The 13,264-nt window shown below is 73.1% G+C and carries 9 protein-coding genes; 4 read left to right on the forward strand and 5 right to left on the reverse strand.

All coding sequences use genetic code 11. The annotated features are described in order from the left end of the window. Positions 1–102 precede the first annotated feature (102 nt). Positions 103–1,857 carry a DNA polymerase/3'-5' exonuclease PolX gene (gene polX, locus GBN72_RS00020; RefSeq protein ID WP_151769531.1) on the forward strand — a complete coding sequence of 585 codons (1,755 nt, stop codon included), beginning with the start codon at positions 103–105 and terminating at the stop codon, positions 1,855–1,857. On the opposite strand, the gene GBN72_RS00025 is transcribed toward polX, so the two are convergent. Continuing rightward, positions 1,799–2,611, reverse strand: coding sequence for a LysE family translocator (locus GBN72_RS00025; protein WP_246212178.1), 813 nt, complete (start codon positions 2,609–2,611; stop codon positions 1,799–1,801). The two genes, polX and GBN72_RS00025, sit on opposite strands and share 59 nt — an antisense overlap. Positions 2,612–2,825: 214 nt before the next feature. Here GBN72_RS00025 and GBN72_RS00030 point away from each other — a divergent pair, with 214 nt between their 5' ends. Both GBN72_RS00030 and GBN72_RS00035 read left to right on the forward strand, forming a co-directional pair. Further along, a complete protein-coding gene (locus GBN72_RS00030; RefSeq protein ID WP_151769532.1) occupies positions 2,826–3,839 on the forward strand; it encodes a LacI family DNA-binding transcriptional regulator in 1,014 nt (337 codons plus the stop codon). A 74-nt stretch (positions 3,840–3,913) separates the two neighbouring features. After that, positions 3,914–5,959 carry a glycoside hydrolase family 31 protein gene (locus tag GBN72_RS00035; RefSeq protein WP_151769533.1) on the forward strand — a complete coding sequence of 682 codons (2,046 nt, stop codon included), beginning with the start codon at positions 3,914–3,916 and terminating at the stop codon, positions 5,957–5,959. 49 nt (positions 5,960–6,008) lie between these two features. Here GBN72_RS00035 and GBN72_RS00040 read toward each other — a convergent pair whose 3' ends face one another. After that, on the reverse strand, positions 6,009–7,235 hold the full coding sequence (locus tag GBN72_RS00040) for an FAD-dependent monooxygenase (protein ID WP_151769534.1): 1,227 nt from the start codon (positions 7,233–7,235) through the stop codon (positions 6,009–6,011). Positions 7,236–7,424: 189 nt separating this feature from the next. On the opposite strand from GBN72_RS00040, the gene GBN72_RS00045 reads away from it, so the two are divergent. Continuing rightward, positions 7,425–8,093, forward strand: coding sequence for a TetR/AcrR family transcriptional regulator (locus tag GBN72_RS00045; RefSeq protein ID WP_151769535.1), 669 nt, complete (start codon positions 7,425–7,427; stop codon positions 8,091–8,093). A 187-nt stretch (positions 8,094–8,280) separates the two neighbouring features. On the opposite strand, the gene GBN72_RS00050 is transcribed toward GBN72_RS00045, so the two are convergent. From GBN72_RS00050 to GBN72_RS00060, 3 genes are read right to left on the reverse strand one after another with little or no spacing between them, the layout of a single operon-like run. Beyond that, positions 8,281–8,994, reverse strand: coding sequence for a glycoside hydrolase family 12 protein (locus GBN72_RS00050; RefSeq protein WP_151769536.1), 714 nt, complete (start codon positions 8,992–8,994; stop codon positions 8,281–8,283). Positions 8,995–9,028: 34 nt separating this feature from the next. Then, positions 9,029–11,230 carry a glycosyl hydrolase family 95 catalytic domain-containing protein gene (locus GBN72_RS00055; protein WP_151769537.1) on the reverse strand — a complete coding sequence of 734 codons (2,202 nt, stop codon included), beginning with the start codon at positions 11,228–11,230 and terminating at the stop codon, positions 9,029–9,031. Beyond that, positions 11,227–13,215, reverse strand: a complete 1,989-nt coding sequence (locus GBN72_RS00060; protein ID WP_151769538.1) for a beta-galactosidase — start codon at positions 13,213–13,215, stop codon at positions 11,227–11,229. The genes GBN72_RS00055 and GBN72_RS00060 overlap by 4 nt, the downstream gene beginning before the upstream one ends. Between the last annotated feature and the right edge of the window lie 49 nt (positions 13,216–13,264).

The raw sequence follows: 13,264 nt of genomic DNA on the forward strand, positions 1-13,264 counted from the left end.
GCCCGACCTGCCGGGTGTCCGGACCGAACGCAAGACGCGCTGCCCACCCCGGTGGAGTCGGGCGGTAGGCATGAAGGGCGGGGATCTGCCCACTCGTCCCCCATGCCGAGGTCCAACGACGAGGTCGCCGCCCTGCTGCAGGAGTACGCGGACCTGATCGCGATCACCGGGGGCGACGCCTTCAAGGCACGCGTCTACGAGAAGGCCGCCCGGGCGATCGGCGGGCACCACGCCGACGTCGCCACGCTCGACGTCAAGGGGCTCCAGGAGATCCCGGGGGTCGGGAAATCGATCGCCGAGAAGGTCACCGAGTACTTCGGCACCGGCTCCGTCGCCGCGGTCGAGAAGCTGCGGGAGAGGATCCCGGACGGGGTGCGCCGGCTGACCGCCGTCCCCGGGCTCGGCCCCAGGAAGGCGTACACCCTCCACCAGGAACTCGGCGTCTCCTCCGTCGACGGACTCCTCGACGCCGTCCGCGAGGAGCGGGTGCGCGACCTCAAGGGCTTCGGGCCCAGGACCGAGGAGAACATCCGGCACGGCGTGGAACTGCTGCGGTCCTCCGGGGACCGGGTGCTGATCAGCACCGCACTGGACCTCGCCGAGGAGGTGGTCGCCCGCCTGTCGGAGATCGAGGGCTGCCTGCGGTGCGCGTACGCGGGATCGCTGCGCCGGGGCAGGGAGACCATCGGCGACGTCGACGTCCTAATCGCCGCCGAGGACTCCGAGCCGTTCATGCGGGCCTTCACCGCGCTGCCCGACGTCTCGGAGGTGACCGCCCGCGGCCCCGCGAAGACCTCGGTGCGCACCGCCCGGGGTCTCGCCGTCGACCTCCGCGTGGTCCCGCCCGGCTCCTGGGGCGCGGCCCTGCTGTACTTCACCGGCTCCAAGGCGCACAACATCCGGATCCGGGAGACGGCCGTGCACCGGAAGCTGAAACTCTCCGAGTACGGGCTGTTCGACGCCGAGAGCGGCGAGAAGATCGTCTCCGCGACCGAGGAGGAGGTCTACGCCCGGCTCGGCCTGCCCTGGATCCCGCCGCCGCTGCGGGAGGACCGCGGCGAGACCGAGGCCGCGCGCCGCGGTGAACTGCCCGACCTGGTCGAGGAGTCCGACCTGCGCGGCGACCTGCACACCCACACCGACCTCACCGACGGCCTCGCCCCGCTGGAACGGATGGCCGCCGAGGCCGCCAGGCTCGGCCACGCCTACTACGCGATCACCGACCACGCCCCCGACCTGTCCATGCAGCAGATGACCGAGGAGCGGATCCTGGCCCAGCGCGAGGAGGTCCGCGCCCTCGACGGCGCGTTCGGCAGGCGGGGCAGGACCGGCAAGGGCGGCGGTATGCGGCTGCTGCACGGGGTCGAGCTGAACATCGGCCCCGACGGCGAGGTGGACTGGCCGGGGGAGTTCCTGGCCGGGTTCGACCTGTGCGTCGCCTCGATCCACTCGCACTTCCACCAGAGCCGCGAGGAACTCACCCGCCGGCTCGTCCGCGCCTGCGAGAACCCGTACGTCGACATCATCGGCCATCCCACCACCCGCATCCTCGGCAAGCGGCCCGGGATCGAGTTCGACCTCGACGAGGTGTCCGCCGCGTGCGCGCGCACCGGCACCGCCATGGAGATCAACGCCCACCCCAACCGCCTCGACCTGCGCGACGAGGACATCCTGCGGGCCAGGCGGCACGGGGTCAGGTTCGCGATCGACAGCGACTCCCACTCCGTTCCCGACCTGTCCCACCTGCGCTTCGGCGTCGGCACGGCCCGGCGCGGCTGGCTCACCGCCGACGAGGTGATCAACACCTGGCCGCTGCCGCGCCTGCGGCGCTTCCTGCACGGGAAGCACCGCGGCTGAGCACGGGCACGGCACCGGGGCGGCGGCCGCCCCGACCGCGGGCCGCGGGCAGCCCGGACACGGGCCGCGCAGACCGCTCACGCCGCGCAGACCGCTCACGCCGCCACGGCGACGCCGGCGCCGATGGCGATGAAGAGCCAGCCGGTGGCCACCTCCCACCGGTGCCGGACCCCCCCGGGCGGGCCAGGAACACGCGCAGCCGCCCGGCGACGGCCACCAGCGCGAACCAGTAGGCGACGCCGATCAGGACGTCCAGGGTGCCGAGGAGGAAGATCTGCCGCGTCACGGAGCCGCCGCCGTGGACGAACTGCGGCAGCACGCTCAGGAAGAACAGTGCCGCCTTGGGGTTGAGCACGTTGGTGACGAGGCCCTCGGCGAAGCCCTGCCGCCACCGGCCGCGGGCGGACTCCCGCTCGCCGGTGGCCGGCCGCGCCCCCGGCCGCCCGGAGCCGCCGGACGCCCGTCGCGCGGCGCGGCGGGCGGCCAGGAGCGCCCGGACGCCCAGGTGCACGAGGTAGGCCGCGCCCAGCAGCCGCACGGCGTCGAACACCGCCGGTGAGCGGGCGGCGACCACGGACAGCCCGACCGCGGCGGCGAGCATGTGCACGCAGAGCCCGGTCTGCGCGCCCAGCGCCGCGGCCCGCCCCCTCGCCGGATGCCCGGCCGCCGACCGGAGCACCACGAGGAAGTCCGGACCGGGGACCATGTACGCCACCAGCACCACACCGACGAAGCCCGCGAGGTCGACCGACATCCGCACCCGCCCTTCCGTGACCGCCCCGGGTACCCCCGGCCGGCGGGCCGAAGGCGCGGGATTCCGCCTCCGTGACATCCATGGCGAGAAAGGCTGTCGAAGCGCTTCGACACCTATGGACACCCGGGCGTGGTGCAGTTACTGTCGACCCGATCTGACTCGCACAAATCGGCACAGCGCACTGTCGAAGCGCTTCACAACCTTGGAGAGCTGGATGGTCACCCTCGCTGAGGTTGCCCAGCACGCCGGAGTCTCGGCCAGCACGGTGAGCTACGTCCTCAGCGGCAAACGGTCCATCTCGGCCACCACCCGGCAGCGCGTCGAGCAGAGCATCCGCGAGCTCGGCTACCACCCCAACGCCGGCGCCCGCGCCCTGGCCAGCAGCAGGTCCAACATCATCGCCCTGGTGATCCCGCTGCGCACCGACATGTACGTGCCGGTCATGATGGAGATCGCCATCGCGGTGGCCACCACCGCCCGCCTCCACGGCTACGACGTCCTGCTGCTCACCGGCGAGGAGGGCCCCGACGCGGTGCGCCGGGTGACCGGCAGCGGACTGGCCGACGCCATGATCCTCATGGACGTCGAACTCGACGACGAGCGGCTCCCGTTGCTGCGTGAGGCCGACCAGCCGTCCGTGCTGATCGGCCTGCCCGCCGACACCACCGGCATGACCTGCGTCGACCTCGACTTCACCGCGACCGGCGCGCTGTGCGTGGAGCACCTGGCGATGCTCGGGCACCGTGACATCGCGGTCATCGGCGAGGCGCCGGCCGTCTACGAGCGGCACACCGGCTTCGCCGAGCGCACCCTCGACGGACTCCGCTCCCGCGCGCGGGCGCTGGGCGTCCGGGTCCTGCACCGCCCCTGCGAGGGGGGCTACGACGCCCTGACCGTCACCCTCGCCCGCGTCTTCGACGAACGCCCCGGCACCACCGGCTTCGTCGTGCAGAACGAGTCCGCCGTGGAACCGCTGCTCGCCCTGCTGCGCCAGCAGGGCAGGGCCGTCCCCGAGGACGTGTCGGTGGTCGCGGTCTGCCCCGACCAGGTCGCCGTCCAGGCGTCCGTGCGGCTCACCTCGGTGGCCATCCCGGCGCAGGAGATGGGCCGGCGCGCCGTGGAACACCTCCTCACCAAGCTCGAGGGGCGTGGAAACGAAGACATCGTGCTGCTCGCGCCGGAACTGGTGGTCCGCGCGAGCACCGGGCCGGCGCCCGTGGCCCCCTGAGGCCGCCGGCCGGCCCCACGCTGCCCGGGGCATCCCGGTCGGCCCGTCGTCCGCACTCGTAAGGAGCACGCCACGTGAACCAGCCGGTCGGAACACCTCCCGAGGTCGGCCTCGCCCAGTCCTCACCCACCGTCGGCGTCCTGCGGGAGCGCGACGGCGGCCTGGAGTGGAGCGGACGGCAGGAGACCGTCCGCGTCGAGCCCTGGGGCCCGGACGCGGTCCGGGTCCGGGCCAGGCTCGGCGGCCCCGTCCTCGACGGGCTGCCCGGAGCGCTGCTCGACACCGCGCCCGACGCCGCGGCCACGGTCAGGATCGGTGACGGCACCGCCACCCTGACGGTCGGCACGCTCACCGTCGAGGTCGACGCCCAGGGCATGCTGCGGTTCCTGCGCACGGACGACCGCGCGGAACTCCTCGCCGAGGAACGCGCCCACTTCTGGTGGCCGGGCCCCAGGCTCTACACGGCCGTGGGCAACGGACACCACCGCCTGGAGCAGCGCTTCGCCGCCTACGAGGACGAGAAGCTGTACGGCCTCGGCCAGCACCAGCACGGCAGGCTGGACCAGAAGGGCCTGGTGATCGACCTGGTGCAGCGCAACGCCGAGGTGAGCATCCCCGTCCTGACCTCCAGCCGCGGCTACACGCTGCTGTGGAACAACCCGGCGATCGGCAGGGTGGAGCTCGCGGGCAACGGCACCCGCTGGGTGGCCGACTCCGCCCGGCAGATCGACTACTGGATCACCGCCGGCGCCCCGGCGGACACCCAGCGCGCCTACACCTCGGTCACCGGCCGCTCCCCGATGCTGCCCGCGTGGGCCGCCGGATTCTGGCAGTGCAAGCTGCGCTACCGCACCCAGGACGAACTGCTCGCCGTGGCCCGCGAGTACCGGCGCCGGGGCCTGCCGCTCGACGCGATCGTCTGCGACTTCTTCCACTGGACTCACCTCGGCGAGTGGAAGTTCGACCCGAAGGAGTGGCCCGAGCCGGCGGCCATGGTCCGCGAGCTGGAGGAACTCGGCGTCAAACTGGTCGTCTCGGTCTGGCCGTCGGTCTCGCCGCTGTCGGAGAACCATCCGGTGATGGAGCAGCGCGGATACTTCATCGGCACCCAGTACGGGCCGCTGGCGCACGCCGACTGGCCCGACAAGGAGGTCGCCTCGACCGTCCAGGTCGCCTTCTACGACGCCACCAACCCCGAGGCACGGGAGTTCGTCTGGTCCCGGATCAAGGACAACTACCTGGAGCCCTACGGCATCACGGCGTTCTGGCTGGACGCCGGTGAACCGGAGCTCAAGCCGGGCTTCCCGGAGAACCTGCGCTACTGGGCGGGCCCCGGCCTGGAGGTCGGCAACCTGTACCCGCGGGAGAACGCCCGGGCCTTCCAGGAGGGGCTGCACGCGGCCGGCGAGAGCGAGGTGATCACGCTGAACCGGTCGGCGTGGGCGGGCAGCCAGCGGCACGGCGCGGCCCTGTGGTCCGGCGACATCGGCACCGACTTCGCGACGCTGCGCCGCCAGCTGGCCGCCGGCCTCAACACCGCGCTGTCCGGCATCCCCTGGTGGAACACGGACATCGGGGGCTTCCACGGCGGCGACCCGGACGACGAGGCCTACCGGGAGGTGCTGGTGCGCTGGTTCCAGTTCGGCGCGCTGTCGCCGCTGATGCGGCTGCACGGCTACCGGGACCCGGGCATGCCGCTCGGCCCGGACATGACCGGCGGCCCCAACGAGGTGTGGTCGTACGGCGAGGAGGCCGGCGCCGTCCTGGAGAAGTACCTGCGGCTGCGCGAGCGGCTGAAGCCGTACGTCATGGAGGTCATGCGCGAGGCCCACGAGGAGGGGCTGCCGGTGATGCGGCCGCTGTTCCTGGAGTTCCCCGGGGACCCGGCGGCCTGGTCGGTGGACGACGCGTACCTCTTCGGCCACGACCTGCTGGTCGCCCCGGTGCTCGAGGCCGGGGCCACGGCGCGGACGGTGCGCCTGCCCGCGGGCGCGCGCTGGACGGACGCGTGGACGGACGAGGAGTACGAGGGCGGCGCGGAGGTGACCGTCAAGGCGCCGCTGGACCGCATCCCGCTGTTCCTGCGCGACGGGGCGAGCCTGCCGGTCCGCGAGTCCTGAGGCCGGGAGGGGCCGCCCGCGCGGACGCGGGCGGCCCACGCGCCGGCGGTCAGACCGCGGCGATGTCGACGGACTTCTCCTTGAACTGCCGGGCGGCAAGGGCCGTCATCACGCGCTTGCCGAGCGGACGGCTCACGAGCGACTGCATGATCGTCCGAAGGGCCTTGTCCTTGCGGTTCTGCGGAACGAACATGGTCAGGCCCTGCGTACGGCCGCTGCGCTGCTGAGCGGCCATGAACGGGCTCAGCCTCTGCTGCCACTCGCGCAGCGCACGGGGGATGCCGTCGCCGTTGCGCTGCAGCAGGGTGCCCAGCAGGTCGGCACCGGCCAGGGCGGTGGACGCGCCCATGCCGGAGTAGAGGGTCAGGCACCACGCGGAGTCGCCGAGCAGGACGACGCGGTCGGTGTGCCAACTCTCCATCTCCACCTGGTGGACGGAGTCGAAGAGGTGGTCGTCGGCCTGTTCGAACTGCTCCAGGAGGTGTTCCAGGACGGGCCCGGTGGGTTCGGGGCCGAAGGCCCGGCGCAGGGACTCGATGGGCGGGCGGCGGAACTGGGCGTCCTCGTCGTCGGTGCGGTAGCTGAACAGCAGGCCGGGATTGTGGTCGGTGAAGGGAAAGGTCCAGGCGGAGCGGCCCGGTTCGGCCAGGACGATCCCGTCGTGGGGCCGGAACCCGGGGACCGGCTCCTTGAGAATGGTGGCACCGATGATGTGGTTCAGCGGTCGCATGAACCGGGCGTCGGGGCCGAAGGCCAGGCGGCGCACGGTGGAACGCAGGCCGTCGGCGCCGACCACGAGATCGAACCGTTCGGTGGTCTCGGTGGTCTCTGTGGTCCCGGCGGCGGCGCCGCCCGTGGTGCGCAGCGTCACGTCCACGCCGTCGGGGGCCTCGTCGAGGGCCACCGGTGTCGTCGCGTAGCGGATCTCGGTCCGGGGCGCGACGACGTCGTGGAGGGCGGCCTCGATGTCTCCTCGCAGGATCAGGCGCGGGTCGCCGGGCAGATCGCCGTACCCCAGGCCCGGACGGCGCTTGCCGGAGCGCTCCACGTCGTAGGTGATGCTGTCGGCGCCGGCCCGGTTGCCGATGGCGTCGAGGACTCCCATCCGCTGCGCGGTGGCACGGCCGGTCTCGAAGAGGCCGATGAAGTAGCCGGCCGGACGTCGCTGCTCGGCGCGTTCGACGATGACGGGTTCCCAGCCGATCTCGTGCAGGCGCATGGCGGTGGCGAGGCCGCCGATGCCCATGCCGACGATCAGGGCGCGGGGGGATCTCATGACGGGTCTGTCTCCTTCTGCTCTCCGATGCCCGCCGGGCGCGTCCCGGCAGGGCCGTGGGACCGAGGCAGGCGCTCATGACTCCCCCGGGCAGGGACCATCAAGTGGAGATCGGATCTCCACTTACGGGTCCCACGCTAGCAGCTAATCGGAGATGACATCTCCACTTGGCCGGGTAACCTGGATGCCATGACCCGACAGGCGGCCTCCACCCCGTATCCGAAGAGCCCTCCGGAGCGCCCGCTGCGAGCGGACGCGGAACGCAACAGGCAACGCCTCATCGCCGCCGCTCAGGAGGTCTTCGCCCAGCGTGGGCTCGACGTCACGCTCGACGACGTCGCCCGCCACGCGGGAGTCGGCGTCGGCACCGCCTACCGCCGCTTCGCCAACCGCGACGAACTGATCGACGCCGTGTTCGAGAGCACGCTGCAGCGCATGATCGGCCTGGCGGAACAAGCGCTCTCCCACGAAGACCCCTGGGAGGGGCTGGTGCAGATGTTCCTCGCCACCGGCCGGCACTTCGCCGACGACCGCGGTCTGCGCGAGATCCTGCTGGAGGGCACGGGCGCCAAGGACCGGTCGGCCGCGGCCCGGGAACGTCTCACACCCGCGGTCGGCGCCGTCATCGCACGGGCCCAGGAATCCGGCCGGCTGCGTGACGACATCACCCCGACCGACGTCCCGCTCATCCAGCTCATGCTCGGGGCGGTCACCCAGCACAGCCGTGACGTCCGCCCCGAGCTGTGGACGCGCTACCTCACCCTCGTCCTGGACGGTCTGCGTCACGACCGGGCCCGGCCCACCCCGCTTCCCCAGCACGCCCTGGACCAGGATGAGTTCGACAGGGCCATGCGGTAGCCGTCAACCCTGACCGGATCGGTCGCAGCCCGGACCGGACCGGTTGCCGCCCGGACCGGACCGGAGGCCGCCCCGGCTTCCTGCCCGCCGGCAACAGCGCCTCCGGCCCGGTCCGTCGCCCGCCCGTCAGACCTCCACGCTCCACGAGTGGCTCACGGCGGACCCTGATCCACTCATGAGGCGGACCCTAGTTGGCCGTGACCGTCAGGTTGTCGGTGCGGAAGTCGAGGCCGCCCGACGACGAGGTGATCTCGTAGCCGAACTGCACGTCGCCGATGGTCTCGTCGCCCATCCAGCGCTTGGTGTCCTTGATCCACCGCAGGATGGGCAGCATGTCGACCGTTCCGGAGGTGGAACGGGAGGTGCGCAGGAACGAGAAGACCTGGTTGGAGCCGTTGTCGCCCTTGTAGACGTTCCAGGTGTGGCCGCCGAGCGTCACCGTGCCCTGGGACGATCCGAGCGGGCCGACCGGCCCGTACTGGTTGACCCAGAGCATGATCTCGTAGTCGTAGTCGGTGTCCCAGATGTCGTACGAGGTGTTGTACGCGCCCGCCGACGGCACGCTGACGCTGTAGCTGCTGGTGAGCGTGCGCAGCGAGGAGATGGTGCGGTTCACCACCTTCTTGGAGTTCGGGTAGGACTTGATGCCGCCGGTGTTCGGGTGGTTGGCCCACACCCCCCAGTTGGTGCCGGAGTTGGCCCACACGCACTGGCTGCCCGCGCCGGAGCCCCAGATGTTGTTGTAGAGCGTGTAGCCGTTGAGGTTGGTGTTGCCCCACTGGTCGCAGGAGTTCCACACGGCCGCCTGGGCGGGGGCGGTGGCGAGGCCCGTGGTGATGCCCAGCGCGAGGGCGGGCGCCAGCAGGGCCCGGGCGATGCTGCGGAGGGTGCCTGTTGCCATGGTGTTCCTTCCATGGGTGGGGGGAATCACGAGGTCACCGCGCCGTCAGGGTGAGGACGCGGTCTTCACCGGCGACCAGGTCGAGGAACCCGGCGCCGGCCGAAGTCCTGAGTTCGATCCGGAGCGTGCGGGTGGGGTGCAGGACGGCGGTGACGCCGTCCGGGCTCCAGGTGAGGTCGAGGACGGCGCCGAAGCGGGTGCGCACGCCGTGCAGGGAGCCCCTGGGGTACCCCGGCGGCGGCGCGGGCAGCAGGACCAGCCTGCCGGGCGTGGACTGCGCCAGCGCCTCGATCAGCACGGCGGGCAGGGCGTGGGCGGCGTCGGCGTTGTAGACGTCGCGGCGCGGGTAGTGCGAACTCATCAGCGAGGCGTGGAAGTAGTCACCGTGCAGGACCCGGCCGAGCGCGTGGGCGACCCGCTCGCCGTCCCGGAGCCGGGCGGCGACCAGAGCGTGGTGCAGGTGGCCGTGGGCGGAGTCGTTCTCGGCGCCGCGCAGTTCCAGCGCCCGGTGTGCGGCCGCCGCCAGGGCCGGGGTGTCGTAGGGGTTGATCTCGTCGAGCGGCCAGACGCCGTAGAGGTGGCTGAGATGCCGGTGGTCGTAGGTGTCGCCGAGACCGGGCCAGGCCCATTCGGCGAGGGCGCCGTCGGCGTTGACGCGGTGCGGCGGCAGCCGGCCGGCGAGCGCGCGCCAGCGGTCGGCGTCGGCACCCGGATGGTAGCGGGCGGCGGTGAGCAGGGCGTGCCGGGCGGCGGAGAGGTCCATGGCCGCGTTGAGCGCGCCCCAGCTCCCGCCCGCGGGACGGTTCTCCGGCGAGTACGAGGGCACCACCACCAGGTGGCCCGCGTCGTCGGTGCGGGTGAGGAAGTCCTCGTAGAACAGGGCGGTCTCGGCCAGCGCGGCCGCCGTCGCGGGAGTGGCCACGCCGTGGATGTCGTCGTGCTCGACGAGGGGGACCAGCAGCCAGTCCGCCCCGGCCGTCCACAGGTGGAGCGGGTACTCGCGGCTGAAGTGGCGGGTCAGTCCCGACCATCCGTCGGTGTGCGAGGGGGCGACGACGCCGCGGGCGCCGAAGACGGCGCGCGCGTTCTCCCGCCAGTCCGGGAGCTGCCGCTCGACCAGGGCGGCCAGCGCCCCGGTGACCTCGGGCAGGGCCGCGGCGCCCGCCGAGGCGGTCTGGAGGTTCACGTTGGCGTTGGTGGTCACGGCCCCGGACCAGGCGGTGTCCCAGTCGCCGGTCCACAGGCCGGTGAGCCGGGGAGGCAGCAGGCCGGCGGCCGAGAGCAGGTGGTAGCGGCCCGCCGCGAAGAGACGTTCCAGGAGGGCGGCGCTGTCCGGCCGGCGCAGCAGTGCGGAGCCGGGCAGGGCGCGCTCGGCGGGGTCGGCCGCCAGGTCGAGTCCGGCCCGCAGGTAGGCCGTGCGGTGCAGGGCGGTGTGGCGGGCGAGGAGGGAGTCGTACGTCCCGGTCGCGAGCAGGTCGCGCAGCGCCCGCGCCTCGGCCACGGGGTCCGCCTCCCCGGTGTGGCGCCGCACCCGGGTCAGCAGGAGGACCGAGTCCGCGCCCGTGATCCGCAGGCCGCGGGCGAGGGGTTCGACGCGGCCGCCGGTGACCCGGACGAGGGTGACGCCCGTGTAGCCGAGGTCGCCGCCCGGGTGACGGGCGGTCAGGCCGAGCACGGCGCCCGATCGGGTGAGCCGCACCCGGTGGCCGACGCGCAGGTGTTCCGGGGCGCCCGGCAGCCGGTGGTCCAGCTCGACGCGCAGATCCGGCGCGGGCCCGGTGACCTGGTGGACGATCACGTCGTCGGCCCGGGAGACGAAGACCCGCGAGCGCCGGCCGCCGCGCTCGGTGACGGCCTCCCCGGTGGTGAAGTCCACGGACCGGCGCATCGGGGAGGCGCGTCCGTCACCGCCGGCGGACCGCAGCCGGACCCGGAAGCCCGGGTGGAAGGGCTGCACCCAGTGCAGCGGCCGTCCGTCGGTGAACTCCTCGGCGGCGGTGAGGTCCCCCGCGAGCAGCCGGTCCTGGAGTGCGGGGAGGGCGCCGGCCAGGGCGGGCGGCCCGGCCTCGGCGCTGCCGTTGGGGCGGACCAGGGCGTGGTGGGTGACCACGACCCGGTCGTCGTCCGGGTCGCCGAACACCAGGGCGCCGTGGCGGCCGTTGCCGGTGAGGAAGGCGTCCTCCCAGCGGGCCGCCGGTGACGGCTCCCAGGTGCCGTGCACGGGGCCGGTGGTCATGACCGCAGCACCGCCGCCCCGTAGCGGTCCAGGGTGACGGCGTCCGTGACGGCGGCCCCGCCGAGCAGGTCGTGGTGGCGGCCGGGGAGCGGGACGGTCACGGGGGCGCGCCCGTGGTTGAGCAGGAACAGCAGGCCGCCCCGGCGCACCGCCTCCACCCCGGGGGGCAGTCCGTCCAGCACCGGGCGGACCCCCGCCCCGGCGGCGATCCGCGCCAGCAGGGCGCGCAGCGCCTCCGGTTCCGGGAGCGTCGAGAAGTACCAGGCCCGGTCCCTGCGGAGCACGGCGGGCATGCCGTCGAGCTCCCCGCCCCGGTAGGCGAGGACCTCGTCGACGGTGTCCGCGGCCTCGATCTCCTCCGACCAGAGGATCCCCGTGAACCCCTCGCAGTCCACCTGCTCACCGGCCGGCAGCGGCCACCACTCGTGCAGCACGCGGACGCCGAACAGCTCGCGCAGCCTCACGTCCATGCCGCCGGGCCGGACCCTGTCGTCCTGGTCGGCCGTGCCGGTCAGGAAGCCCGCGACCAGGGTGCCGCCGCCGCGCACGTAGGCCAGCAGGTTGTCGACGGCGGCGTCGGTGAGCAGGTAGAGCTGGGGTGCGACGACCATCCGGTAGCCGGACAGGTCGTGCTCGGGATGGGCGAAGTCGCAGGTCACGCCGGATTCCCAGAGGGCGCCGTGCCAGGCGGAGAGGACTGCCGGGTAGTCGGCCCCGGCCTCGGTGGAGAGGCGGCCGTCCTGGTCGCCGGCCCACCAGGCGTGCCAGTCGTGCAGGACGGCGACGTCCGCCCGGATGCCCGTACCCGCGACCTCCGCGCCGATCCTTGCCAGGTCCGCGCCGAGCCGCTTCACCTCCTGGAAGGCACGGCCCCGCGGACCGGCGTGGCCGAGCATGGCGGAGTGGAACTTCTCGGCGCCCTGCCGGGACTGGCGCCACTGGAAGTAGCAGACGGCATCGGCGCCGCGGGCGACGGCCTGCAGCGACCAGAGGCGGTTGAGGCCCCGCGGCTTGGGCTGGTTGACGGCACGCCAGTTGACGCCGCCTGCGGCCTGCTCCATCACCATCCACGGGCCCCGGGCCTGCGAGCGGGTGAGGTCCTGGACCAGTGCGGCGGACCGGGGCGCGAGCGGGTCGCGGGCGTCCGGGTACAGGTCGACGGAGACCACGTCCTCCTCCTCGGCCCACCGCCAGCCGTCCTGCCCCGTCCACAGCGGCATGAAGTTGGTGGTCACCGGGATGTGCGGGGTGTGCCGGGCGACGATGTCGCGTTCGGCGGTGAAGCACTCCAGCAGCATGTCGGAGGTGAAGCGGCGGAAGTCCAGCACCTGGGAGGGGTTGTTCAGGTAGTGGGCCCGACGCGGGGGCAGGACGCCGTCCCAGCAGTCGTAGCCCTGGCTCCAGAAAGCCGTGCCCCAGGCGTCGTTGAGGGCGTCCAGGGTGCCGTACCGGTCGCGCAGCCAGCGCCGGAACGCGGCCGCCGCCTCGTCGCCGTGGTCGAAGGTGCAGTACTCGTTGTTGATGTGCCACAGGGTGAGGGCCGGATGGGAGCCGTACCGGGCGGCCAGGTCCTCGGTGATGGCGGCGGCGTAGCGGCGGTAGACGGCGCTGGAGTGCGAGAAGTGCTGCCGGCCGCCCCACCATTCGACGTGGCCGTCGGCGTCCCGGGGCAGCGTCTCGGGGTGCAGGCGGCCCATCCAGGGCGGGGGAGAGGCCGTCGGGGTGGCCAGCACGACCCCCACACCGTTGTCGTGCATCAGGTCCATCAGGGTGTCGAGCCAGCCGAACTCCCGCGCTCCGGGCCGGGGTTCCAGCCGGGCCCAGGAGAAGACGCCGAGGGTCACGGTGTTGACCCCGGCCTCCTTCATCAGCCGGACGTCCTCGTGCCAGGTCTCCTCGGGCCACTGCTCGGGGTTGTAGTCGCCGCCGAACAGGATGCGGCCGCGTGCGGCGTCGGCCAGTACGGGGTCTCGGGGCCGGTCCATGGGCGCCTGCCTTGTCGTGTGCCTACGCGTACGGGACGGACGGGAAGGG

Origin of the sequence: Streptomyces abyssomicinicus (assembly GCF_008974245.1) — a bacterium.
Classification (GTDB): Bacteria; Actinomycetota; Actinomycetes; order Streptomycetales; family Streptomycetaceae; genus Streptomyces; species Streptomyces abyssomicinicus.